Source organism: Streptococcus henryi DSM 19005 (assembly GCF_000376985.1).
GTDB lineage: Bacteria > Bacillota > Bacilli > Lactobacillales > Streptococcaceae > Streptococcus > Streptococcus henryi.
The window spans coordinates 124,874-150,773 of the sequence record NZ_AQYA01000037.1 but is presented as its reverse complement, the minus strand read 5'-3'; the positions used below and the strand labels follow the sequence as shown (position 1 = coordinate 150,773).

At 37.7% G+C, this 25,900-nt stretch carries 29 protein-coding genes; 5 read left to right on the top strand and 24 right to left on the bottom strand.

Annotated elements, in window-relative coordinates:
- The first annotated feature begins 309 nt into the window (after positions 1-309).
- On the top strand, positions 310-1,659 hold the full coding sequence (gene trkA, locus F601_RS0110765; RefSeq protein ID WP_018165696.1) for a Trk system potassium transporter TrkA: 1,350 nt from the start codon (positions 310-312) through the stop codon (positions 1,657-1,659).
- A gap of 3 nt (positions 1,660-1,662) precedes the next feature.
- Complete coding sequence (locus tag F601_RS0110760; protein WP_018165695.1) at positions 1,663-3,102, top strand: TrkH family potassium uptake protein; 1,440 nt, start codon at positions 1,663-1,665, stop codon at positions 3,100-3,102.
- Between the two features lie 65 nt (positions 3,103-3,167).
- On the opposite strand, the gene yidD is transcribed toward F601_RS0110760, so the two are convergent.
- The 14 genes from yidD to F601_RS0110690 all read right to left on the bottom strand — a co-directional run bounded on the left by yidD (position 3,168) and on the right by F601_RS0110690 (position 13,452).
- Positions 3,168-3,410: a membrane protein insertion efficiency factor YidD gene (yidD, locus tag F601_RS0110755; RefSeq protein WP_018165694.1), complete on the bottom strand. Its 243-nt coding sequence runs from the start codon at positions 3,408-3,410 to the stop codon at positions 3,168-3,170.
- On the bottom strand, positions 3,407-4,132 hold the full coding sequence (locus tag F601_RS0110750) for a pseudouridine synthase (protein ID WP_018165693.1): 726 nt from the start codon (positions 4,130-4,132) through the stop codon (positions 3,407-3,409). Before F601_RS0110750 ends, yidD begins: the two co-directional genes overlap by 4 nt.
- A 96-nt stretch (positions 4,133-4,228) precedes the next feature.
- Positions 4,229-4,801, bottom strand: coding sequence for an SMC-Scp complex subunit ScpB (scpB, locus tag F601_RS0110745; RefSeq protein ID WP_018165692.1), 573 nt, complete (start codon positions 4,799-4,801; stop codon positions 4,229-4,231).
- Between the two features lie 457 nt (positions 4,802-5,258).
- Entirely contained in the window at positions 5,259-5,966 is a 708-nt protein-coding gene (locus F601_RS0110740; RefSeq protein ID WP_018165691.1) for a segregation/condensation protein A, read from the bottom strand.
- Positions 5,956-6,705, bottom strand: coding sequence for a site-specific tyrosine recombinase XerD (xerD, locus tag F601_RS0110735; protein ID WP_018165690.1), 750 nt, complete (start codon positions 6,703-6,705; stop codon positions 5,956-5,958). The genes F601_RS0110740 and xerD overlap by 11 nt, the downstream gene beginning before the upstream one ends.
- Entirely contained in the window at positions 6,698-7,165 is a 468-nt protein-coding gene (gene cbpB / locus F601_RS0110730; RefSeq protein WP_018165689.1) for a cyclic-di-AMP-binding protein CbpB, read from the bottom strand. Before cbpB ends, xerD begins: the two co-directional genes overlap by 8 nt.
- Positions 7,162-7,683, bottom strand: coding sequence for a metallophosphoesterase (locus F601_RS0110725; RefSeq protein WP_040833577.1), 522 nt, complete (start codon positions 7,681-7,683; stop codon positions 7,162-7,164). The genes cbpB and F601_RS0110725 overlap by 4 nt, the downstream gene beginning before the upstream one ends.
- Positions 7,659-8,636, bottom strand: a complete 978-nt coding sequence (locus tag F601_RS0110720; RefSeq protein WP_026183200.1) for a nucleoside-triphosphate diphosphatase — start codon at positions 8,634-8,636, stop codon at positions 7,659-7,661. The genes F601_RS0110725 and F601_RS0110720 overlap by 25 nt, the downstream gene beginning before the upstream one ends.
- A 7-nt stretch (positions 8,637-8,643) precedes the next feature.
- Positions 8,644-9,468 (bottom strand): glutamate racemase, encoded by an 825-nt coding sequence (racE, locus tag F601_RS0110715; RefSeq protein ID WP_018165686.1) that lies wholly within the window; start codon positions 9,466-9,468, stop codon positions 8,644-8,646.
- 151 nt (positions 9,469-9,619) lie between these two features.
- On the bottom strand, positions 9,620-9,862 hold the full coding sequence (locus tag F601_RS0110710; RefSeq protein WP_018165685.1) for a YneF family protein: 243 nt from the start codon (positions 9,860-9,862) through the stop codon (positions 9,620-9,622).
- Positions 9,863-10,033: 171 nt separating this feature from the next.
- Positions 10,034-11,278, bottom strand: coding sequence for a diaminopimelate decarboxylase (locus tag F601_RS0110705; protein WP_018165684.1), 1,245 nt, complete (start codon positions 11,276-11,278; stop codon positions 10,034-10,036).
- 107 nt (positions 11,279-11,385) lie between these two features.
- A complete protein-coding gene (locus tag F601_RS0110700) occupies positions 11,386-12,075 on the bottom strand; it encodes a Bax inhibitor-1/YccA family protein (protein WP_018165683.1) in 690 nt (229 codons plus the stop codon).
- Positions 12,076-12,160: 85 nt separating this feature from the next.
- Positions 12,161-12,673, bottom strand: a complete 513-nt coding sequence (locus tag F601_RS0110695; protein WP_018165682.1) for an HD domain-containing protein — start codon at positions 12,671-12,673, stop codon at positions 12,161-12,163.
- Between the two features lie 38 nt (positions 12,674-12,711).
- Positions 12,712-13,452: a TrmH family RNA methyltransferase gene (locus F601_RS0110690; protein WP_018165681.1), complete on the bottom strand. Its 741-nt coding sequence runs from the start codon at positions 13,450-13,452 to the stop codon at positions 12,712-12,714.
- A gap of 31 nt (positions 13,453-13,483) precedes the next feature.
- On the opposite strand from F601_RS0110690, the gene F601_RS0110685 reads away from it, so the two are divergent.
- Together F601_RS0110685 and yidC are read left to right on the top strand one after the other, a co-directional pair.
- Positions 13,484-13,762, top strand: coding sequence for an acylphosphatase (locus F601_RS0110685; RefSeq protein WP_018165680.1), 279 nt, complete (start codon positions 13,484-13,486; stop codon positions 13,760-13,762).
- Positions 13,763-13,845: 83 nt separating this feature from the next.
- Entirely contained in the window at positions 13,846-14,787 is a 942-nt protein-coding gene (yidC, locus tag F601_RS0110680; RefSeq protein ID WP_018165679.1) for a membrane protein insertase YidC, read from the top strand.
- A 477-nt stretch (positions 14,788-15,264) separates the two neighbouring features.
- On the opposite strand, the gene greA is transcribed toward yidC, so the two are convergent.
- The 10 genes from greA to F601_RS0110630 form a co-directional block, all read right to left on the bottom strand.
- Entirely contained in the window at positions 15,265-15,747 is a 483-nt protein-coding gene (gene greA, locus F601_RS0110675) for a transcription elongation factor GreA (protein ID WP_018165678.1), read from the bottom strand.
- Between the two features lie 95 nt (positions 15,748-15,842).
- Entirely contained in the window at positions 15,843-17,579 is a 1,737-nt protein-coding gene (gene mltG, locus F601_RS0110670; RefSeq protein ID WP_018165677.1) for an endolytic transglycosylase MltG, read from the bottom strand.
- A gap of 105 nt (positions 17,580-17,684) precedes the next feature.
- Positions 17,685-18,182 carry a GNAT family N-acetyltransferase gene (locus tag F601_RS0110665; RefSeq protein ID WP_018165676.1) on the bottom strand — a complete coding sequence of 166 codons (498 nt, stop codon included), beginning with the start codon at positions 18,180-18,182 and terminating at the stop codon, positions 17,685-17,687.
- Positions 18,183-18,231: 49 nt separating this feature from the next.
- Positions 18,232-19,563, bottom strand: a complete 1,332-nt coding sequence (murC, locus tag F601_RS0110660; RefSeq protein ID WP_018165675.1) for a UDP-N-acetylmuramate--L-alanine ligase — start codon at positions 19,561-19,563, stop codon at positions 18,232-18,234.
- A 50-nt stretch (positions 19,564-19,613) separates the two neighbouring features.
- Entirely contained in the window at positions 19,614-20,207 is a 594-nt protein-coding gene (gene zapJ / locus F601_RS0110655; protein WP_018165674.1) for a divisome accessory protein ZapJ, read from the bottom strand.
- 186 nt (positions 20,208-20,393) lie between these two features.
- Complete coding sequence (locus F601_RS0110650; RefSeq protein WP_018165673.1) at positions 20,394-20,942, bottom strand: hypothetical protein; 549 nt, start codon at positions 20,940-20,942, stop codon at positions 20,394-20,396.
- Positions 20,943-21,029: 87 nt separating this feature from the next.
- Positions 21,030-21,551, bottom strand: coding sequence for a transcription repressor NadR (locus F601_RS0110645; RefSeq protein ID WP_018165672.1), 522 nt, complete (start codon positions 21,549-21,551; stop codon positions 21,030-21,032).
- Positions 21,552-21,734: 183 nt separating this feature from the next.
- A complete protein-coding gene (locus F601_RS0110640) occupies positions 21,735-22,430 on the bottom strand; it encodes a phosphoglycerate mutase (RefSeq protein WP_018165671.1) in 696 nt (231 codons plus the stop codon).
- 136 nt (positions 22,431-22,566) lie between these two features.
- Positions 22,567-24,447 carry a heavy metal translocating P-type ATPase gene (locus F601_RS0110635; protein WP_018165670.1) on the bottom strand — a complete coding sequence of 627 codons (1,881 nt, stop codon included), beginning with the start codon at positions 24,445-24,447 and terminating at the stop codon, positions 22,567-22,569.
- Between the two features lie 2 nt (positions 24,448-24,449).
- Entirely contained in the window at positions 24,450-24,767 is a 318-nt protein-coding gene (locus F601_RS0110630; protein WP_018165669.1) for an ArsR/SmtB family transcription factor, read from the bottom strand.
- Positions 24,768-24,963: 196 nt separating this feature from the next.
- Here F601_RS0110630 and F601_RS0110625 point away from each other — a divergent pair, with 196 nt between their 5' ends.
- Positions 24,964-25,899, top strand: a complete 936-nt coding sequence (locus F601_RS0110625; protein ID WP_018165668.1) for a dihydroorotate oxidase — start codon at positions 24,964-24,966, stop codon at positions 25,897-25,899.
- Position 25,900 lies beyond the last annotated feature (1 nt).

Here is a 25,900-nt window from a genome sequence, read left to right as displayed (position 1 = left end):
ATTGGATTACCAGATATTATTAATTAAAATTTCTATCATGCCTGTAACATTTTTGCAATGCTGAAAAGCTAGTATTTTTGACAAAAAAGGAGTATGATAGAAGGTATTATAATGGCTTAGTTTGACTAAAAAATATTGCCATACTCTTTTAAAATCAAAATGATACATTATAGGTTTCGACTTGTCGTACCCTGGTACTGCCTTCGTCTCACTTACTCGTTTGATTTTATTTGAGTATTAGTTCAGTTTAGCGGTCAATAAAGGTTCTAAATCAATCATAGGACATTGCTATTGTATTTGGAGGTAGAAATGAAAATAATTGTGGTAGGTGGAGGAAAAGTTGGTACTGCTCTCTGCCGCTCACTCGTATACGAAAATCATGATGTTATTCTAATTGAAGAAAATGAGTCAGTTCTTAAACGTGTTACTAGACACCATGATATCATGGGAATTGTCGGTAATGGTGCCAACTTCAAAATTTTAGAGCAGGCTGATGTAAATAACTGTGATATTTTTATAGCTATTACTGATAAAGACGAAGTAAACATGATTTCAGCTGTCCTTGCTAAACGCATGGGAGCTAAAGAAACTATCGTGCGTGTCCGCAATCCAGAGTATTCAAATGCTTACTTTAAAGATAAAAATTTCCTCGGCTTTTCTTTAGTGGTTAATCCAGAACTTCTTGCAGCTAGATATATTGCTAATACTGTTGATTTTCCAAACGCCCTCTCTGTTGAGCACTTTGTCAACGGACGTGTTATGCTTATGGAATTTAAAATTTTTGATGGTAGCAAACTATGTAAGATGAGCTTGACACAATTCCGTAAAAAGTTTGGAAATCTAGTCATCTGTGCGATTGAACGTGATGGTGAAATTCTTATTCCAGACGGAGATGCAACTCTTGAAACTGGTGATAAAATTTTCGTCACTGGTACACGTGTCGAGATGATTCTATTCCACAATTTTGTCAAATCAAAAATTGTCAAAAATATGATGGTTATTGGTGCAGGGAAGACAGCCTATTACTTGCTAAATATTCTTAAAAACACCAATATCAATGTTAAAGTCATCGAATCAAAAAAAGAACGTGCTGAAATTTTTAGTCAAGAATTTCCAAATGTTCATGTTGTTCATGGTGACGGTACTGCTAAGTCTGTACTACTCGAAGAGAGTGTTGATAGTTTCGATGCCGTTGCAACCCTGACTGGTGTAGACGAGGAAAATATTATCACCTCTATGTTTATTGAAACATTAGGGGTTGCCAAAAACATCACTAAAGTCAACCGAACTAGTCTTCTAGAAATTATTGACACTAAGCAATTTTCAACAATTATTACTCCTAAAAGCATTGCAGTCGACAGTATGATGCATTTCATACGTGGTCGGAAAAATGCCCAAGACTCTCACCTCGAAGCAATGCACCATGTAGCAAATGGTCGAATTGAAACCCTTCAATTTGAAATCCGTGAGGGTAATAAAATGGTTGGAAAATCTCTATCTGAACTTAAATTTAAAAATAATCTCTTGATTGCTGCCATTATTCGTAAGAGTCGTACTATCTTCCCAACAGGTAATGATGTGTTACAAGTTGGAGATAAAATTGTCGTTGTTACACTTCTTAAGAATATTACAAATATCAATGATTTGTTAGCGAGGTAAGCCATGAATAAAAGTATGGTAAGATTCCTCCTATCAAAATTATTAATCATTGAAGCTGGTTTGATGTTAGTTCCTCTAATAGTAGCCTTTCTTTATAAAGAGCCAACATCTGTAATCTTTAGTATTCTTGGAACCATTGCTATTTTATTGGGATTAGGCGGGATTGGTAGTTTCTTTAAACCTAAAAATTATCATATCTATACCAAAGAGGGTCTTTTGATTGTAGCTTTATGTTGGATTTTATGGGCTTTCTTTGGAGCCTTACCTTTTGTCTTTACCAGTCAAATCCCGAGCTTAATTGATGCTTTCTTTGAAATGAGCTCTGGCTTCACTACTACAGGGGCAACAATATTATCAGATACAGCTGTTCTCTCTCCTTCCTTAATGTTTTGGCGAAGTTTTGCCCATTTAATCGGAGGGATGGGGGTATTGGTTTTTGCTCTTGCAATTATGGAAAACAGCAACAATAGTCATTTGGAAGTTATGAGGGCTGAAGTACCTGGTCCAGTTTTTGGTAAAGTCGTCTCTAAATTAAAAGACACTGCTCAAATTCTTTATATCATCTATCTGGCAATGTTTGCTTTATTCACCCTAGTTCTATGGCTTGCTGGAATGCCCCTATATGATAGTTTTATTATCGGTATGGGCGGGGCAGGTACTGGTGGCTTTGGAGTTTATAATGATAGTATTGCTCACTACAATAGCTCACTTATTACCAATATTGTTTCTATTGGAACACTCTTATTTGGAGTCAACTTTAATCTCTACTACTTCCTTCTTCTTAGAAAATTCAAAGCATTCTTTGGAGATGAAGAATTGAGAGCATATATTGGTATTATCGTCGTATCTGTAGCATTAATTTGGCTGAATATTAGTGGGCTTTATCATTCCGAATACAAGGCCTTTGAACACTCCCTCTTTCAGGTTGCTAATGTGATTACGACTACAGGATATGGAATTACTGACCTCACAGTTTGGCCTCTCTTCTCTCAGGTTATCCTGCTCATTCTCATGTTTATTGGTGGATCAGCTGGTTCTACTGCAGGTGGTATGAAAGTTATGCGTGCCTTGATTTTAACTAAGATTTCAAAGAATCAGGTCCTCTCATCACTTTATCCTAATCGTGTGACAACTTTGCACATTAATAACCAACCATTAAATAAAGAAATTCAGCATGGAGTACTAAAATACTTCGGAATCTACGTCATGATTATCTTTGGTATTGTTCTGGTTTTATCCTTAGATAACGATAACTTTATGGTTGTTTTTTCTGCAGCAGCATCTGCGTTCAACAATATTGGTCCTATGCTTGGAACAGGGGAATGCTTTGATATCTTTAGCCCATTTTCAAAAATCGTCCTCTCTTTTGCTATGATTGCAGGCCGTCTGGAAATCTATCCAGTACTACTAATGTTTATTCCTAGAACTTGGTCTAAGTACTAATATCTGAATCAATATAAAATTCCCACTGAATCTATGAATCTAGTGGGAATTTTTGCATATTAAACTTATTTTGATACTTTATTTCTTCTTAATGAAAAATGGTCTGGAACTGGATCTTCTCCTCCTTCAACCAAGGGATGGCAGCGGAGAATTCTAGCTATCCCCATCAAAACTCCCTTGACGCCATGTTTTTCAATGGCCTCAATCATATAGGCAGAACAGGATGGACGATAGCGGCAGGAAGGCGGAAAGGCTGGTGAGATGTATTTTTGATAAAATCTTACCAGTCCAATTAAGATTTTTTTCATTTGACCTTATTAACAGCCATGTTGTGAAGCTGGCTGATTTCTTTTTTATTGAGTCTGCGGGCTTCTCCTGGACGAAGTCCTGTCAAATCAAGGTTACCGAAGCGGGTACGAGACAATTTGTCCACCAAAAGTCCGACGCTTTCAAACATTTTCTTGACTTGGTGGTTGCGACCTTCGTGGATAGTCAATTCAACTACTGAGCGGTTTTTATCTGCTTCAACCTTGATAATGTTATAACGAGCTGGCTTGGTTTTCTTGCCATCAATGACCACACCTCTTGTTAGCGGACGAAGATTCTCCTTAGTCGCTATGCCTTTGACACGAGCCAAATAAACTTTATCAATTTCATTACGTGGGTGAATCATAAGGTCTGTGAAGTCACCGTCATTAGTCAGAAGAAGGAGCCCCGAAGTATCCCAGTCCAGACGGCCAACAGGATAGATGCGCTCCTTAACCTGAGGCAAGAGGTCAACAACTGTCTTACGGCCCTTTTCATCAGAGACAGATGAAATCACGCCACGTGGCTTGTTCAAAAGATAATAAACCTTTTCTTCATTATAAATTGGTGTTCCTTCAACTTCAACTACATCTCCAGACTTAACCATTGTAGCCAATTCTCGGACAACCTGACCATTGATTGTGACCAAACCTTGTTTAATCAATTCCTCAGCCTTTCGACGGCTGGCAACACCTGCATGGGCAATATACTTATTAATTCTCATTTTTTTCTCCTCGCGGACTCACGTCCGTGTATATTTCAGTGACATCTGCCACTACTTCAGTTTTTTTGTTTTTAGGGATAATAGCAGAGCTAATCTCTAGTTTTCCTCATCCTCTGGTAAATCCATAGTGTTAAAAAGAGTCATTTCTTCATTTTCAACTTCGATACCTGACACATCTACTAATTCAGACAAGTCATTGATACCCATGAAATCAAGAAAAAAATCAGTCGTAGCATACAAATTTGGACGACCCAATACTTCTTTTTTTCCAGCTTCAGTTACCAAGCCAAGAGCCATCAATTTACCAATAGCAGAACTCGAATTAACTCCTCGAATATCATCTACTTCAATCCTTGTTATAGGTTGCTTGTAGGCAATAATCGAAAGCACTTCAAGACTGGCCCGTGATAGAGACTGGTTAACTGGAGCCTTAGCAAATTCGCGCAACAAGTCTGCAAAAGACTCCTTGGTTACTAACTTATAGGTATTTGAGGTCTCAAGTAATAAAAGACTTGAATCTTGGTCTTCTTGATATTTCTGAGCCAATTTCTCTAACTGCTGCTGGAGAGCCGTTGGAGTCAATTGAATCATAGAAGCCAATTGACGTAAACTCAAACCATCCTCACCTGCAACAAAAAGCAAAGCCTCAATCTGGGCTAAATAATTCATTATTTCCCTTTCACTAAGATACAAAGGCCGTTAAACGAGCAAAGCAAAAATAAGCGGTAAGTCCAAAATTGGTATTTCGTTAGAAATCAATTTTGCAGACGCACCCTCGTCAAGACGACTAGGACTTTCATAGCTATCGGCGTAGAAAGTTCAGACGTCTACGACGTTTAAGACGAAGTGTGCTGGCACACAAGAAAATCTATCTTTTTTGCACCGCTCGTAGGCCGTGTTCATTTCACTAAGATACAAAGGCGTTTTACTTGATGATTAGTGACGGTCGCCTGCTCCTCGTCACTAAACGCAACTGCCTATGAGCAGTTGCTACATCCTGCATTAGCTCGTTTTTCAAACCACTAGAATGACCAACAAAACAGGCATAGACAACTGCTTTTGAGCGAACTATCTATAGGTCTGATTGAGTCAAAACATAAATGTAACTTGACGAGCCTTTCTAGTTTCAGGATGAAATTTTTGATAAAACAATCTCACCGAAATTTTCTGACTGTTGGACTGAAACAGTATGGACCTTTATTAACTCCAGTGTTGCTAAAAAAAGAGTCAACATCTCTTGAAGAGACTGGCATTCTTTAAAAACAGAAGTTAAGGTTAGGACCGGTGACTTTGTCAATCGCTCTTCTAAAACAGTCATCATATCCTCAATCCGATAATCATCTCGTTCGATAACAGTATGACTCTTTCTAAAAGCCTCTTGTTTGTCTGACATGATTTTAGAAAAAGCTAGGAAAAGGTCCATAACTGATTTATCGTGGGTAAGGACTGCATCCTCAAAGATGAGTTCCTGCTTTGGCTTAGAATAAAACTTAGCCCTTTCCTCATGCTGAGCAGCTAATTCCTCACTAATAGCTTTAAATCTTCGGTATTCTTCAATTTGACCTAGGAGCAGGGTTTCTGGATCGTCCTCTTCAGGTTCCGCTTCAACAATCTTAGGAAGAAGCTTTCGACTCTTTATCAGCATGAGCTGACTAGCCATAACCATATATTCACCCGCAACTTCCAATTTCATGGCCTGAAGGGTTGAAATATAGGCCAAATATTGCTCAATGACATCTACAATAGGGACATCGTAAATGTCCATCTGATATTTAGAGACCAAGTGGAGCAAGAAATCCAAAGGGCCTTCAAAATCTTTTAATTTAATATCCATTCTTATAATACTTCTCCAGCGTTATTGGACTTTTAAGACCTAGAAGACGTCCTAGTTCTGATATTGACTTTCCTTCTTCTTTTTTCTTTAGGATAAATTGCTGACGCAAATCCTGAGCACTCAAGTCTGACATACCTAATTCAGTCAGGTAAAGTTTCAATTGTTTGAAAAACCACTGTCTAGAATAAATTTTTCCCGACTTGTCAAAAAGAAATCTTTGATTATTAGAAACCTGTTTCTGCAAGTAGGAAATCAATAGCTTAGGAATTTCTAAAACCCGAATCAAACCTGACTTATTTAAGGACAATATGGCAAAATCCAAATCCAAGTCTGCCTGTTCTATCGTTTGAATCTCTTGGGGACTTAAGCCTAATTCCAAAATCAAGAGTGAGATCAGCTGACCTTGCGGAAACTCAGTTTTCTCATAAAAAAGTTGAAAATCTAGGAGCTGATGCGGAGCAGACTTATCTTGAATTTTTTCCTTATTAGTCAGCTTGTAAAAATGATTAACTTTCCTAGTTTCATACAGATAAAAGAGAAATTGATTTACTGCCGAAATTTTTCGTTTTTTGACTGAAACCTTAAAATCACTCAAAGATTGCTCATAAAGCGCTAGTTTTTCCTGACTTATCTTATCATCAATAGACATCACGAACTGCTGTAAATCATAGAAATAAGCTGCTCTGCTATTTTCCGACAAATCCTTACTATCAATAAATTCTTGAATCCAATCAATCATCTTTAGGTACAATATTGTAGTTTTCAGTAAAGTCATGGAGAAGGCTGTTGAGGGCCTTCAATATAGATTTACGGGTTATGATACCAACAAAGGTATTAGTCTTATCAACTACTGGTAAAAATGGGTAATCAACTAGCTTATGCATGGTATCTGTTAAGCTAGCTGTATCAGGAATGGTCTCAATCTTATCATTAACCATAAGTCCAATATCCATCTGGGTTAATTCCCACTCGGCCAAGTGATGTTTAGTCTGGTAAGACATAATGTCAGAAATACTGATTGTCCCAACGTACTTCTTGTCCTTTGTTATTACAGGTACTCGAGAGTAACCGTTATTAGCCAACAAGAGCATGACATGGTCTGCATTGTGGGTATCAATAAAAACAGCCAATTCTTCTGCAGGAATCAGATAGTGGTCTAAGTGACTGAGTATAAATTCTTCAAATTCTTTTGCAATCATCTTTTAAATTCCTTTGAAATTTGGGGATAAAGTTTGTGGTCACGTGTATAGTAATCAACCTTAATACTTGTATCAGTCACTTCAACCTTGGCATAGAGCTTTTCTCTAATCTCGCCGCGTGGCTGCAAAACACTGCCAGGATTGATGAAGACGATATTGCCTTCTTGCCAAGCTGATGCTCTGTGAAGGTGGCCATAAAGACAAATATCTGCTTGAGCTTCCTGTGCAAAGAGGTCTAATCTATCCCACATGAAATTGATGTGGTAAAGATGACCATGTGTCTGAGCAACTCTAACATTGGCTAATTGGGTGACTAGATTGTTAGGATAACCTGAATCATAATCACAGTTACCAGCTACCACATAGATACCATCCCACACTGGATCAGAAGAGGGTAATTCTGAATCACCATTATGGAAGATAGCATCAACTTTTCCTTGATAGCGTTCTTTTATCTCCTTGACAATTTCACGATCACCGTGAGAATCACTCATTACGATAAATGTTGTGCTTGCCATTGGGGAAATACCTCCATCAATTTCTTAACAGCCAATCCACGATGGGAAATGTCATTCTTTTCTTCTGCTGATAATTCTGCCGCATGTCGTCCAGTTTCACCGACTAAGAAGAGAGGATCGTATCCAAATCCATTGTCTCCCTTAAGTTCTGTCGCAATATAACCGGGCCAATCTGCCTCAACTACCAAAGACTCTCTATCTGGAGCAGCTACTACCAAGGTTGTATGGAATTGGGCAGAGCGATCTTCTTTGTTAAAGACCATAGCCAATTCATGCAGTAACTTAGCATTATTGCTTTCATCAGTAGCATCTGGACCAGAAAAACGAGCTGACCAAACACCTGGTAAACCACCAAGCACATCAACCTTGAGACCTGAATCATCTGATAGAACCATCTTTCCAGTCAATTGAGAAATGGTTTCTGCTTTTAATCTGGCATTTTCTTCAAAGGTCATCCCTGTTTCTTCAACTTCTGGTAAATCAGGATAGTCATTAAGATTTTCAACCTTAAGTCCTAACTTTTCAAACATTTTACGGAACTCTTTTGTCTTTCCTTCATTACGAGTTGCAATAAGAATTGAATCTCCAAAAGAAGCTCCGCCATTACCAAAGAAAGCAGATTTTGATACACCACCTTGAGGGAGATGTACAGCCAGTAATTGCTCTCCTTCTGTTACTAAAATAGCACCTTGATGTTGAGCTACTTCCAATTGACGATTAAATTCTTGGTTAACCATATCTGCAACAAAAGCAATCAAGCGAAAATCCGAATGGTGTTTAACGACATGAACTTGCAACCATTGCTCTTGGTCACTCAATCCAAGGCTAGAGAGCAACTTGTAAATGTATTCAAAATTTCCTTCCTCAGAAAATGCTGTAATATATTGATAGTCACCCCATGTTCCTACAAACCAGTCCTTATTATCTTTGTACTCATAAATTTTCTCTGACATCATTCACCTATTCCATCTCTATTTGATTATCTAACTGACTTAAGTCAACGTGCTCTACTTCAATTTTCTGATCAAACCATTGGTCAGCAATGGCCTTAAAAGAACCCGGATTAGCCGTAGTATAAAAGCGGTGCTTCACAGTCGATACTTCGCGACTGCGATTGAGTTGAAAATAATTTAACAGAACTGACACATCACGTATACACTCCGCTCCGCTATCAATCAATTTGACTTGCGGTCCCATCACATTTTGAATAATAGGACGTAAAAGTGGGTAGTGGGTACAGCCTAAAACAAGCGTGTCAACTTTTCCAACCAGTGGAGCCAGACTTTCATAAACAACTTTTTTTGCCACACTTGAATTCATTTCATTTGACTCTACAAGTGGTGCAAATTTAGGACAAGATAAACTTAGAACCTCCATTTGCGGAGCTAAAGCTTTAATCTTTTGCTCGTAAATATTTGAAGCAATAGTCATTGGCGTTCCTATAATTCCAATATGCCCTTTTGTCGTTGATTTAATAGCTGCGCTAGAACCAGGCAAAATAACCCCCAAAACAGGAATTGACAAACTGTCCTTGATTTCCTCCCAGGCCACTGCAGTCGCAGTATTACAAGCAACAACAATCATCTTGACATCTTTAGTCAAAAGAAAGTTCACAAGCTCCCAAGTATACTCTCTAATTTGTTCTGCTGGTCTTGGTCCATAAGGAGCACGCGCCGAATCTCCGATATAAATAATTTCTTCATGAGGCAACTGGCGCATTAGTTCACGAGCAACTGTCAACCCACCAACACCAGAATCCAAAAAACCGATTGGTCTATTATCCATAAGTCTTCTTTCTAAGGAATGTCACAAAAAACTCAGTTGGAAGCGCCAACTGAGTTTGTCTTGTGAAACTGCCACCTGGCATATTTCAAGTACCGCTGGCTACTGTCACACACCTTTTCAATTGTTATTCGTGACAAACCTTTTCCAAAAATTATTTTTTAGATTTAGTCATTGCAGCTTTAGATTGTTTAACAATATTACGGTAAGTTTGCTGAATTTTTGCTTCACTTGGTTTTTGACCCATTTGATTCATCATTTCACGAAGAGCATCTGGAGTCAAACGTGGGTGTTCACCTAATTCTTTTTCAATTTGTTTACGAGCAACAAAAGCTCCACCAATAAGACCAGCACCGAGGGCAACAATAATCAACAAAATCCATGCAAAAGTTGGCATAAGTATTCTTTTCTCCTAAGTTTTATTTCCTTTCATATTATAGCAAAAAAGCGAGCGCTTTACAAATTTCATTATTTTTTGTTTCTGGACTTATCATCTCTGATACTACTATACTTTAAAAACTAGTAATCTGTATAAAAAAGTCTGGAACTTAGCTCCAGACCTATCATTCTATTTCTCAAAATCAAATCCGTACAAGGTTGCAAAGTAATCTTCAGGTGTTTCAGCACGGCGAATGAGGCGCGCTGTACCATCTTCTTGATAGAGGACTTCTGCGGAACGCAAACGAGCATTGTATTGGTAACCCATTGAGAAACCGTGGGCTCCAGTATCATGAATAACAAGAGTATCACCAACTCGTGCCTGAGGTAATTCACGTTCTTTTGCGAATTTGTCGTTGTTTTCACAGAGAGAACCAACCACGTCTACCACTTCTATCTGACCATTTGGATTTGTCATGTTAGTGATGTGATGGTAAGACCCGTACATGGCAGGGCGCAGCAAGTTGACGGCTGATGCGTCAACACCGACATAGTCACGGTAAGTTTCTTTGCGGTGTAGAACCTTTGTCACCAAAAGACCGTGAGGAGCCAGCATAAAGCGACCTAGTTCAGTGAAAATCTTGATATCACCAAGCCCAGCAGGAACAAGGACTTCATCAAAGACTTTATGAACTCCCTCACCAATGATGGCAATATCATTAGCAGTTTCTTCTGGACGATAGTTAACCCCAATGCCACCTGATAAATTGATAAAGCTGAGCTCAACTCCTGTTTCTTCCTTAATTTCAACAGCTAAATTAAAAAGCTGACGGGCCAATTCTGGATAGTAATCGTTGGTAACAGTATTAGAAGCTAGAAATGAGTGAATTCCGAATTCTTTAACACCAGCTGCTTTCAAGTCTTTAAAACCTTGAATTAATTGATCATGAGTCATACCAAATTTAGACTCTTCTGGGTTATCCATAATATCAGTTCCAAGGGCAAAGACACCGCCTGGATTGTAACGAAGTGAAATAGTCTCAGGAAGACCTGCAGTTTCTTTCAAAAAGTCAATCATTTCATAAGCATCAAGGTTGATAGTCGCTCCGATTTCACGGGCATAGACATATTCCCTAACAGGTGTATTGTTTGAAGAAAACATGATGTCCGTGAAGCCAAGTTTGTGACTCATAAGAAGTTCCACTTCTGTCGCACAGTCAACACCACAGTTTTCTTCTTGTAAGATTTTCAAGATAGCTGGATTTGGCGTTGCTTTAACAGCAAAGTACTCTTTAAATCCTTTATTCCAAGCAAAAGCCTTGTTTAAAGCACGCGCTTTTTCACGAATCCCTTTTTCATCGTATAAATGAAATGGTGTTGGAAATTGATCTGTAATTTTATCTAGCTCAGCTGATGAGATAAAAGGTGTTTTCATAATTTATCCTCGAATTTTCAAAATATTAGAACTATTATAACATAATGCTTTGCAATTGCCAAAAAGACAAATCAAAAAAGTTGGCAAAGCCAACTTCTGATGAGATATTAATCGTTTCTTGCAAATAAACGAAGAAGATTTAAGAAGAGGTTGATAAAGTCTAGATATAGACTAAGTGCCATTGAGACTGCCCAGCCATCTCCAGCATTTCCACCTGTATTTTCGTAGACTCTCTTAATCATCTGATTATCATAGGCAATCAATCCAGAAAAAATCAGAACTGAAACGATGCTAATAAGATAGCTCATTGCACCAGAACCAATAAAGATATTGATGACACTTGCGATAATAATTCCGATGAGTGCCGCAAAGAATGCCTTAGCTAAACCGGATAAGTCCTTCTTAATAACGACACCCAGCACTGCCATTGTCAAAAAGACCAAAGCAGACGTTACAAAAGCCTGAAAGACGGTTGTTCTGGCATAGGATGCAATGACAAAACTCAAAGTAAAGCCATTCAAAGCCGAATAAGATAAAAATAATGGCAAAGCTGCTGGTGAATTTTTACGAGCAGAACTAGAGGCGAAAAAAACTAAGGCTAATTCTGCAAAAATAGCGATATAATAAATAAAAGGTGCATTATACATGATATTAATCATGTTATCTGTAAAAACATAAAGCATGAGGAAAGAAATAAAGGCTGACAAGCCAATCCCCATACCTACCAGACTGTAAATTTTAGCAAAAAAGCGATTAAGACCGCTGTCTGTTTCTGTATAAATTAAATTTTCGTTCATATTAACTCCTCATTAATTGAAATTATAAAAGTAAGAACTCGAAAACGACCTATTCTCGAGTTCACTGTTTTAACTCTTTACATCGTTAATGGTTACTGTACAAAATCTTTCTGCTGTAGCGAATTGATTTTATATATGCCTTGCGCAGTGGACGACGTAGAGGTCGTGCTGCCTCTCTGACTGCCCAATATTTATCAACCATTGTGACAATATAACTTTCTTTATAACGCGGCGGTGCTATTGTCGCTCCCCACATGTGCTTGAGAATAATATCTTCTTCTCGCTTATTTAGGTCGACCAGTTTACGCGCATTCCTCACAGCAATGCGGGGATGCACCCAAGCGTGCCCCTTATTAAACTTGGTCACACGCCAATCATAATAGAAGAAATCGTGAAGGAGACCGCCTCGGGCTGTTGATTTCGAATCCCAACCTAGTTTCCTAGCAATACGAAAACTAGTATAAGCCACGTTAATCGAATGCTCCATTCTCGTCGAATGTTGGTGCTGTACGATGCCATCCAAGCGCTGAAAGCGTGGATGATCAATCAAATGCCCCACATGCTCCATAAATTCCTTGTCTCGCTCATATCTTTTCATACAAGTCACCTCTTTCACCTACATTATAGCACAATGCCTTAAATTAAGCTGAAAAGAACAATACCAGTTGCCACTGCCACATTTAAACTTTCTGCCTGACCAGGCATTGTAATATGAACCAAGACATCTGCCAGATTTCCCATTTCCTCGGTAATCCCCTGCCCTTCATTTCCCATGACAAGAGCAAAGCTAGAAGGCTTTTCTATTTCTCTATAATCAACAGAGGTTTTAGATAAAGTTGTCGCCATGACAGGCACACCCACCGTTTGAAGTTTTTGACAAGCAGAGATGACATCCGTCCGCCAAATAGGCAAGTGAAAATGCGATCCCTGCATAGAACGCAAAGTCTTTTGATTATAAATATCGGCAGATTTATTAGAAATAATAACACCATCTAATCCAGCAGCATCTGCTGTACGTATCATAGTCCCAACATTCCCAGGATCTTGGACATCTTCAAGGATTAGGTAACGCCCCTCTGACACATTTTCAAATTCTTGATTGGACATGCTCACTTCAGCTACAATTCCTTGTGGTGTTGGTGATTCTGTCAACTCTTTAAGAACTTCAGGACTAACAAGTGTCACACCAGACACTCCTGATACGCGCTCTGCCATTGTTTCCAAAACAAAAACATTAAGAAATCTAGCACCTGCTTTTTGAGCCTCTTCAAATAGATGCCAGCCTTCAATAAGATAAGAGCTCTTTCTATGTTTTTTTTGTAGAAGTTTCTTCGTTTTTTTAATGAGATTATTTGATTTTGAGGTTATAATAGTCATAAGAATATTATATCATACGGGAGGGTGTTTCATGAAAAAAGTACATTTAATTGTGTCTGGACGTGTTCAAGGAGTTGGTTTTCGCTACTCAACCTATGCCCTTGCACTAGAAATAGGAGATATTTATGGACGAGTCTGGAATAACGACGATGGTACAGTAGAAATCCTAGCCCAATCCAATGATGCTGCTAAGATGGCCAAATTTATCCAAGAAGTGCGTAAAGGGCCATCAAAATGGGCGAAAGTAACTTATGTTGATGTTAAAATGGGACAATTTGAAGATTATACCGATTTTCGGATGGCCAATTAAAATCAGTCTCAAGAACTATTGTATATTTTGCTAAAAAACAGTAAAATAGTAAGGTAAAATTAAATTTAAAGGAATAGTTATCATTGAAAAAGAAACTAAATCGTATCTTTCTTTCAGGACTAGGGCTGTCAATGCTTTTACTTCTGTCTGGATGTGTTCAAACTACTAAGGAAAATGGACAAATTGTTCCGACCGGAGAAGGTTGGGTATACAATCTCTTAGTAAGACCTATGGGATCTGTCATCCAATTTTTCGCTACTGACATGGGATTAGGATTCGGTGTTGCCGTTATCCTCGTAACCATTATTGTGCGATTCCTCATTCTTCCACTTGGACTCTATCAATCTTGGAAAGCCAGCTATCAATCTGAAAAGATGGCTTATCTAAAACCTATTTTTGAGCCAATTAATGAACGCATGAGAACTGCAACATCTCAAGAAGAGAAACTTGCAGCTCAATCAGAGCTTATGGCTGCTCAAAAAGAAAATGGAGTAAATCCTCTAGGTGGTATGGGATGCTTGCCACTATTGATTCAAATGCCATTCTTTACAGCTATGTATTACGCAGCTCGATTTACTGACGGTGTTGCTGAAAGTAGCTTCCTTGGTATGGATCTTGGCCAACGCAGCTTGATTTTAACAGGTGTTATTGCTGTTCTTTACTTCGGACAATCTTGGTTATCAGTACAAGGTGTCGCTGAAGAACAAAAAGCACAAATGAAATCTATGATGTTCATGATGCCTCTAATGATGATTTTCATGTCTATCAATCTTCCAGCTGGTGTTGGACTCTACTGGTTAGTCGGTGGTTTCTTCTCTATCTTCCAACAATTGATTACAATGTATATCATCAAACCACGCCTACGCAAAAAGATTGCAGATGAATTTGAAAAAAATCCGCCAAAGGCTTACAAAACAACTAAAGCCCGTAAAGATGTAACACAAGCAAGTGATACTACTGTTCAATCAGCTATCACCACAAATAACAAACGTCGCAATGCTGGTAAACAGCGTAAACGTAAATAAGATAAAAAGACTTGGAAAAATGATTCCAAGTCTTTTTATCTTGTGTAATCTTGGACAAAAACATTTCATCCTCATTAATATAGTCAAATGAATTAGATTTCAGACAAGGAACACTCCAAGAGTCTATCCCCAGGCTCTTGGAGATTGGTCTTGAAGAAACTATGCTTCTCTCAACTGGAATACAGCAAGTCGAAACTGACATCTATCATTTTGAGTTTATGATAGCATAAGAATACTAAGCAAACAATCTAGATCCAACAGTCTAGTGGACATCCCTTCACTTTTTCAAAGCACCAACAGCCCACTTAGCATTGCGGTATTGGAAATGAAGATCCCGAGGGTAGCTAATTGTTAGCAGAAACCATGTGCATCTGAATTGATGTTAAACCAAGAGATACTTCCACATTCTCCTCGCCATTAAATCATTGAATATAAAAAATCTGGAACTCATTTTAGGTTCCAGACTTTCTTTAATAGTTATGCTGTTTTTTCAACGCTCAAAATTTTAACGTCATAACTTCCTGCAGGTGAAGTGATTGTGGCAACATCACCAGTTTTCTTACCAATAAGTGCTTGAGCAATTGGGCTTTCGTTAGAAATTTTTCCTGAGAAAATATCAGCACCAGCTGCACCAACGATGTGGTAAGTATCTTTATCAGCTGTGCCAACTTCTTGGACAAGAACTGTTTTACCAATAGCTACTTCGTCTTTTGCAACTGCATCACTATCAATGATTTCAGCATAACGAATTTTTGTTTCAAGGATTTGAATTTGTCCTTCAACAAATGCTTGTTCATCTTTTGCTGCTTCGTACTCAGAGTTTTCTGAAAGGTCCCCGTATGAACGAGCGATTTTAATGCGTTCTACGACTTCTGGACGACGGACGAGTTTGTACTCTTCTAGTTCCTTCTCAAGTTGCTCTTTTTCAGCAAGTGTCATTACATAAGTTTTTTCTGCCATTTTGAATTCTCTTTCCTAAATAGTGTTTTCTGAAGTCTTTCGCTTCATCATAAATGTAAGCATGGTGCAATTTATGACACCATGCTTATTTGTTTTTACTGACTTAACTGACTGTTAATATATTTCTCAACATTTGCTTCATGTTCTTCATATGTTTCAGAATAATAAACTGCTCCAGTTTTTACATCTGCTACGAAGTAATAGTAATCAGTTGACGATGGATTAACAGTGGCCTCAATAGCTGATAGACTTGGGCTATCAACCGGCCCAGGAGTCAAACCAGTATTGGTATAAATATTATACGGTGAATCAATTGCTGTGTCAATAGCTGCATCCTCTGCAAGTGTTGTTTTTTCTCCAAGTTTCCCCATTGCATATAAGATTGCAATATTACTTTGCAAAGGCATAGCGATGTTAAGGCGGTTATAAAAGACACTAGCTATGTTACGGCGATCTTCATCAGTTGACCCTTCTTTTTCAACTAGTGAAGCCAATGAGAGAACCTCATTAACCGTTAACCCTTTAGCAGCAATTGTATCATAATAGTTAGCAAGGTAGGCATCAGTCGTTGCCAACATATGCTCAACTAGTCCTTCAAGAGTTGTATCCTCATAGTAATCATAAGTAGCTGGAAAAAGGTAGCCTTCCAACTGGTAAGTTACTTGGTCTGCACTTGGTAGACTGGCGAAAAGTTTAGGATATTTTTCTGCCATTTCAGAAATAAAATCTTTATTCTGAATTAAGGTCATAAACTCTTCTGAATCAAAAGGTGTTTTCTTACTTTCACCTTTGGTCGCCTGTGCATTTGTAGCAACTGCAGTGGCTATCTGTTTAAGGGTATAGCCTTCGGTTACAAGAATCTTACCTAGTGCTGGTCTTTCAGGCTCTGCAGTTCCACCTTCTTGAAGTAGCTTACTGATCTCATCTAAATCCATGCTGGCTTTAAAGTTGTAATAGCCACTACCAAAATTAGTATAGTTTTTAAATTTAGTGTAGAAATTAAAGATAGTCGCATCTTTAATAATCCCAGATTCTTCAAGAATTTGACCAATATATTTATTACCAGAACCAGCAGGAATTTCGACAGATACGTATTCTGATGATTCACTGTCTAGCGGTCCTATAGCTTTAGTAACATAGCGGTAACCAAAGAATGAAGTTACTAGTAAAATGATTACAATTGCAGAAATTAAAACAGATGCAATTCTTTTAGCTAGACTATCTGTTTTTTGTCGCTTGCGACGCCCCCTTGAAGTTGGCATTTCATTAGCCTCAAAATCATCTCTTTCAGTTGAATCATCTTGAGATTCAGTCAGTGATACTTCAGTTTTATTTTCTAAAGTCATGCTAGATGAGCTCTCATCAATAACAAGTTTTTCCTCAACCTGCTCAACATCTGGTTCATCAACTAGATTTTCATCACTTTCCTCTTCTTGAACTTCAGGTTTCGGTTCAACATTCCGAATATCAACTTTAGTCTGATTGGGTAAATCAAATGCCTGTTCAAGATTCTCAAGAACTTTATCCACCTCTTGGCGACTTGAATCAATATCAAGTTTGTTTTCTTCAAGTGCTTTTTGAGCTTCAGATGCAATCCTTATTTTTTCTGCTATTAACTCGGCGTCTTTAGACTGTCTAAGACGTTGAGCTTTTTGCTCAGCTTCCAACAAAGATGCCTGTCTGGCTGCCTCTTTTTTTTCCTGTTCTTCCCGTAAGATTTCCTCATCTCTCAGTTTTCTCAAACGGGTAGCCTCTTCAATTTCTGCAAGTATCTGTTCTTTAAAACTTTTACCTTCTAAATTGTTTGGCTTCTCATTATTAAAATCGGTCAAAGCTAGTCCTCCTAGATTTAATCAAACGCCATTATAACCTAAAAACATGATAAAATCAATCAAATAACCCTTTTTGTCACTGATTCGTAACAAATAGAAAGCGTTTTATTGTTTTATATAAGGATTTTCCCAAACCATGTTATACCAGTGACTTCCTCCATGTGTTGAATTGGACTCACCTTCATCAACAAAGCCATTCATCTCATAATATGAGATCAAATAATCATGACAAGTAAGGTTGATTCCCTCTCTTTTTTGAGCTACAGCCAAATCTTTCATAGCAGCTAAAAGAGCTGTTCCAATTCCCTGTCCTTTGAAGGGTTGATCAATAGATAAACTGGTAATAGCGATGTATCCACCTTCTTTTTCATTAGCTATAACATGATGGAATAGGTCATCTGTCAAATAACGTTTAGATACGACCGGACCTTCGATGTAGCCTGCAACCTTGCCATCGATTTCAGCAATTAGAAAGGTATCTGAAATAGTTGATAACCGCTCTTTCATAGCTTGAGGACTTGCCGCTTCTGCTGAGGAGAAATTAGCCTGCTCGATTCTAACAACCTCAGACCAATCTTCCATTCTAGCATGTCTAATACGCATATATCTCCTTTCAAACCTATGAAATAAGGAGCCAAGAAGCTCCTTTTTCTTATTGTTTATTCTTTGTTAAGTTTGATAAAAGTTCTTCAAATGAGTGCTCATAGAGTTGGATATCACCAGCTCCCATGAAGACATAAACTGCATTGTCATGGTCAAGAAGCGGAGAAACATTTTCAACAGTAACAATCTTAGCAGGTTTAACAATTTTCTCTGCAAGATTTTCAACTTTAACATCACCGTAGTCAACTTCACGCGCTGAACCATAAATTTGTGCAAGATAAACTGCGTCTGCTTCGTTAAGTGCACTTGCAAAGTCATCTAACAATGCAATGGTACGGGTAAATGTATGCGGTTGGAAAATAGCAACAATTTCTTTTGATGGGAATTTTTGACGAGCCGCATCAATTGTAGCAATAATTTCAGTTGGATGGTGAGCGAAGTCGTCAATAATAACTGTCCCATTAATAACTTTTTCAGTAAAGCGACGTTTAACACCTGAGAAAGTCTTCAGATGTTCAGCTACTAATGCCATGTCCATACCAGCAATGTATAGATTTGCAATAACTGCTGTAGCATTTAGAACATTATGACGACCAAATGTTGGTACATGGAAATTTCCGAGCTCAACTTCGCCATGTTTAACTTTAAAATCTGAACCATTTGTTGTACGAGTTATATCGTAGGCAACAAAGTCATTATTCTCCTTGAAACCATAGTAATAAATTGGTGCTTCTGCTGTGATTTTTCTCAGATAGTCATCTTCACCATAGATAAACAAACCTTTTTTAACTTGTTTAGCATAATCGTTAAAAGCATCAAAAACATCATCTACGCTTGTGAAATAATCTGGGTGATCAAAGTCAATATTTGTGATAATTGAATATTCTGGGTGATATGGCATGAAATGACGCTCATATTCATCAGATTCAAAGACAAAATATTTACTATTTGCTAAACCACGTCCTGTACCATCACCAATCAGATATGAAGTTTCTGTGATGTTTTTCAAGACATGTGATAAAAGTCCGGTTGTAGAAGTCTTACCATGTGCTCCTGCAACTCCCAAACTTGTAAATTGTGTCATGAATTCCCCAAGAAATTCATGGTAACGTTTGAATTGGAAGCCATTTTTAATAGCGTAAGCCACTTCAATATTATTATCTTCTCGGAATGCATTTCCTGCAATTAGTTCAACAACTTCAGTAATATTATCTTCTGAGAACGGAAGAATTGGAATACCTGCTTGTTCTAGTCCGCGTTGTGTAAAATAATATTTTTCGACATCAGAACCTTGCACTTTGTGTCCCATTTGATGAAGCATGAGTGCTAAGGCACTCATACCTGATCCTTTGATTCCAATAAAATGATATGTTTTTGACATGATTACTCCTTAATGTGAGCACAAAAAATCAAGCTAAGCTCTAGCAAATCTCAATTGACGTCTTCAAATCGCGTCAAGTTGAGTTCTTGTGCAATACGATGCTCTTTTTGAGCTGTATTTTCTTTTTTATTATATATTTGACTACGCTTTAGGAAGTCATAGTTATTCTTTTGATTTGTTTTTGGTTCTGGATTTACCTTTTGATATATGGTTGGTAATTCTGCAAGAATATACTGTTCTTGTTTAAGTTTTTCACCATAACGACTAAAGTCATTGTCAGATTTAGATGCTTTTTTAACTGCAGTAGCTTGTAGATCTTTTTGGAAGGTTGCTTTAGAAGGTTTTTTAACTTCATTGAGTAAGTAGTTCTGACGTTTTTCTTTAACATCACGTCTGGCCTTCTCTCGCGCTAACTCTGCATATGATTTTCCCTCGTTTATCGTTTTTTCACGATCAACCGCCAATCTTTGATTAGGTAATGAATCTACCTGTCCAATCGAATGAGAGGGATTGCTATAATCTTTATCTTGGTAAAGGCCATTGATATTTGTAATCAAGTCCTCATTTTCATATAAATTCATGATGACTGGTGTACCAACGATTGGTTCATTATCATCCACTGAAGGAAATTGATATGTTGACATCTCTAAGACCTCACATCCTTTCTAGTACTATAGCATTACTATTATAAACTAAATGACGTAATTTTTCAAAATTTTCCTTTTGTACATCTTTCAACTAAAAATAATAATTCGTTAAAATCTTCTGTACCCTTTGCTTTTATTATTTTAACCAACAAAAAAGCTTGGAACTGATGTCCCAAACTCCAATTAATGTGATGATACTGAAAAATCAATTCCAACTTTTTCTGAAAGGATTTTCCAAAGGTAATATGCTATATAAAAATCAATACAACCATGAAGGAGCGAACCAAAGCCAATTAAACCGATCAAAGTTCCTACAAAGGCAGTGCTACTTTGAGTTCCCTGCGTTAGAACGAAAACTACAAAAAATTCCGCAAGCCCATGAATGAAATTAATTATCAATGCAAATAAGAAAACACGAAGCGGTTTTTTAAAATCATTTGGATGCTTTTTAATCCACAATGAACCTAGTAGAGCAAATATAAAGTGAGACACAGCTCTCATAACAATGACAATTGGAAAACCTGCCATCAAAAAACCAAAACTCGTTCCTAAAGCCACTAGAATAGCAACAAGTGGAGAAATGAACATAGCCAGAAATACCGGAACATGACTAGCCAGTGTAAAAGATGCCGGCCCAATAATAACTTTAATTGGCATCACCATTGGAATCAAAATCCCAAATGCGACTAAAATTGCAGTGAAAACTAATGCTTTTGTCTCTTTATTTCTCATTTTCAAACCTCTTATAAATTACTGGATTTTTTCCAGAAGTTTGAAAACTATTATACACTCCATATATTCACCTGTCAAGACACCTATTTAGTTTTCTCCTAATATAAAAGATGCTTGAGTTAAGTCTGCCTTTATTTTGTCAAATTCATCTTTACTCTGACAAGAAATAGTGTGGACATGTATCCCTTGCGTTAGCGTCGAAAGAAGAGTAGCCTGTGACGTCTCAATTTTTGACATGAAGTTATTAATATCATCATTCGACTTGATATTCAAGGGAGCTGTTAGCATGCCATAAACTGGATGCTCCACCTCGACATCAACAACAATTCCCCCATTTTCCACAATCAACTCAAGTTCTTCTCTAGTACTAGATATATCATGACGACAGGCAATTTTCCCAATGAATTGACTAGAATAAAGAGATTGGGTTAACACATAGCCTCTTGGTGTTGAAATGATATCATTACCATTAGCTCGTAGAAGGGCAACATCTCCAACAATAATCTGACGGCTAACCCCTAATGTCTTTGCTAGATGACTAGCAGAAATAGGATCTGTAACCTGACTAAGACTTTCAATAATTTTTTGTCGGCGTTCTGCTGCTTTCATTTTCCATCCTCCTCAATTCTGATAATGCTATATTACCACAAATCTATTTATCTGATAAGCAAGTAAAATGATTTCTAGTTATTTTTACTTTGATTTCAAATAGGCTACTTTTAGCTGAAAATGTCACGATAGATGATTTTTCCAAAAAAAGAACCAAGCCAAAAGACTTGATTCTAATACTTATTATTCACCACCAAGGTAGTATTCGCCAGTAACGTTCAATTTTTCGTCAAATTCGAACACCAATGGTGGGAAGTTAGGGATTTCAACATCCATGATTTCGTCATCTGACAATTGTTTGATGTGTTTTACAAGGGCACGGATTGAGTTACCATGTGCACCAACGAAAACATTTTTACCTGATTTAAGCGCTGGAGCGATTTTATCTTCCCAGAAAGGAAGTGCACGTTCCAAAGTAACTTTCAAGTTTTCTGCATCTGGAATAACAGAATCATCAAGCAAAGCGTAACGACGGTCTGTGTGAGCTGAGTGCTCATCATCTTTTGCCATATCTGGAGGCAATACGTCATATGAACGACGCCAGATGTGAACTTGTTCATCACCAAATTGCTCAGCTGCTTCAGCTTTGTTTTTACCTGTCAAACCACCGTAGTGACGTTCGTTCAAGCGCCATGATTTTTCAACTGGTACCCAAAGTTGATCAGATGCTTCAAGAGCAAGGTTAGTTGTTTTGATAGCACGTTTAAGAACTGAAGTGAAAGCAAGGTCAAACTCGATTCCTGCTTCTTTAATCAATTTACCAGCGTCAATAGCTTGTTGAGTTCCTTTTTCTGAAAGGTCAACGTCTGCCCAACCAGTAAAGAGGTTAGCTTTGTTCCATTCTGACTCACCGTGGCGAGCGAAAACCAATTTTACCATTAGTTGTTCTCCTTTTAATGATACAATAGCCTTACGGCTGTGTGCAATAATATTTACGACTATGTCAGTCGCATACGTTACCATTTTACAAAAAAATACCAAAAAAAGCTACTAAAATAACGTTTTCATTAAAAATTTAAGTTTTTAGTGTTCGCATGGCATTTAGAACTGCAAGTACCGTCACACCAACATCTGCAAAAATAGCTAACCACATATTGGCAATTCCTAAACTTGCTAAAAGTAGGACTAAAACTTTGACAGAAATTGAAAAAATAGCATTTTCATGAGCTATTCTTATAGTCTTACGGGCAATTGTAATAGCTTGGGCAATTTTACCAATCTCATCATTCATAACGACGACATCAGCTGCTTCAATAGCAGCATCGCTCCCTAAGCCACCCATGGCGATACCGATATCAGCACGCGCCAATACTGGTGCATCATTAATCCCGTCACCAACAAATCCAATGGTCTTCTTATGAGATTTTGATTCCATTAGCTTTTCTAATCGCTTAACTTTATCTGCTGGCAATAGCTCAGCTTCAAAGCTAGTTAGATTAAGCTCCTCAGCAACTGATTGAGCAACTTTTTCATGATCACCTGTCAGCATGATACAGTTTTTTACACCACGTTTACGAATTTCTTGAAGACCGGATTTAGTATCTGATTTAATACGATCGGAAATCACGATATGACCAGCATAGACACTGTCAAGCGCGACATGTACAATAGTTCCCACATAATGACAGTTCCTCCAATCGACACCCAACTCATCCATATATTTACCATTTCCCACAGCAACATTTTGTCCATTAACATTGGCGCTGATGCCATATCCTGATAATTCCTTTACATCGGAAACCAAACAATCATCCGCTTCTTTTTTGTAAGCTGCTCGAAGTGATTGAGCAATTGGATGACTGGAAAATCTCTCAACATGACTAGCCAAATGGAGCAGACGTTCCTCTTCAATTCCATTTGTATGTAGCGCAGTTACTTGGAATACGCCTTCTGTCAAAGTACCTGTTTTATCAAATACCAGTGTTTCAAGATGAGCTAAATTCTCCAAATGATTAGAGCCCTTAACTAAAACTCCAATTTTTGAACTTGCTCCTAAGCCTCCAAAAAAACTCAGTGGAATTGAAATAACCAAAGCACAGGGACAAGAAATGACCAAAAAGGTTAATGCTCTGCTAAGCCACTCAGGAAAGTTTGCGCCAAAATTGCCAGACAAAAGTGGAGGGAGGAAAGCAAGAACAAGTGCCAAAATGACAACCGTAGGTGTGTATATGGCAGCAAAACGTGTCATAAAAGTTTCATTTTTAGACTTAAAATCAGCTGTATGCTCCATCAATTCTAAAATCTTAGTTAAGGTGGAATCTTCCAAGACCCGGAGAACTTTTACGTGAATAATACCTGACATATTGACTGTTCCAGAAAGAATTTCATCCCCAACTTCGATTGTCCTTGGTAAACTTTCTCCAGTTAAAGCCGACGTATCAACTTGGGTCTTACCTTCAATGACAACACCATCGATTGCAATCTTTTCACCAGGTTTAATAAGAATAATATCACCGAGTGCCAGTGAGCCTGGTTCAACATCTATTAATTGACTGTCTCTTTCTAGGTGAACAATAGTTGGTCTTAAATCTAACAAGTCAGAAATTGATTTTTCACTACTTCCTTCTGCAATATTCTCAAAAAGCTCCCCAACTTGATAAAAAATCATGACAAAGACAGCTTCAAGGAATTCTGCTTGGCCAGTCATAAAACTCAGTCCAAACGCCCCTAGAGTTGCCAATGACATAAGGAAATGCTCACTAAAAAGATTACCTTTCCATAATTTTAACAAAGCTTTTTTCAGGACATCATATCCCGCCAATAAATAAGGAATGCTGTAAAGTAAAGCTTGTCCCCAAAGGGGCAACTGACTCTTTTTAACAAATAGGAAAACAGTCACCATTAAAAGAGTCGCACCTAAAATTCGTCTTAATTTCAGTTTAGCTTTTGATGACATTTTCAATCCTCCTGATAATGCTCAACAACAGATGTGAGAATTCGATCAATATGCTCATCTGATAATGAGTAGATTTGATTTTTACCATCACGACGTGATGTTACAATTTTTAAGTGCTTCAACAATGTAAGCTGATGCGATATTGCTGAGGGGGACATCTTCAGACTTTCTGCAAGCTCACTAGATTTTTTACTAGATTCTCGAAGCGACCAGATAATTTGAGTACGTGTTTCATTGCCCAGCGCTTTAAAAAAGTGAGCAACATCTTCTAGTAATTGTCCTTCTAATTTATCTGTCACTTTAAATTGATTCATAGTCATAATATTTCCTTGATAACATTTTTATATTTGAACATTTGTTCAAATGTTATTATATCACTCTCTCAACTTTAAGACAAACCAAAACATGATTATTAAAATATTTTATTCAAGGGCTCTGCTATTGTTCGGAAATGACTTGATTTCATCTCCTTTAAATAGTAAAATAGAGTAAAATATCATACAATAGGAGAACATTATGGTTTCAACCGCTACTAAAATCGGTAGTTTCACTTTTGATAATTGCCTAATGAATGCTGCAGGGGTTTACTGCATGACCCGAGAGGAATTACTAGAAATTGAAGCTTCTGCTGCAGGTTCATTTGTTACAAAAACCGGAACTCTAAACGCGCGACCTGGAAATCCCGAACCTCGTTATGCTGACACTTTACTTGGTTCTATCAATTCTATGGGATTGCCTAATCATGGTTATCAGTATTACCTAGATTTTGTGACTGAGCTCCAAAACAATCCAGATAGCAAACCTCATTTCTTATCATTAGTTGGTTTATCACAAGATGAGACGCACACTATTTTAAAAGCGGTTGAAGCATCTGATTACAAAGGGCTTATCGAGTTAAATCTCTCTTGTCCAAATGTCCCTGGAAAACCTCAAATCGCTTACGACTTTGAAACAACTGAAGCTATTCTAACTGAAGTTTTCACGTATTTTACTAAGCCACTGGGGGTTAAGTTACCACCATATTTTGATATTGTGCATTTTGACCAAGCAGCGGCTGTATTTAATAAATTTCCTCTTACATTTGTCAACTGTATCAATTCAATTGGAAATGGGCTTGTTATAGAAGACGAGACTGTCTTAATTAAACCCAAAAATGGATTTGGTGGAATCGGTGGAGACTATGTCAAACCAACTGCTCTTGCAAATGTCCACGCTTTCTATCAACGACTAAACCCTAGCATCCAAATTATTGGTACTGGTGGCGTTAAAACAGGGCGTGATGCTTTTGAACATATCTTATGCGGTGCTAGCATGGTTCAAATCGGAACTGCTCTCCATCAAGAAGGGCCAGCTATATTCGAACGCATCACTAGTGAACTTAAAGCTATTATGCAAGAAAAAGGATACGAAACACTGGAAGATTTCAGAGGAAAGTTAAACTATCTAGCATAAA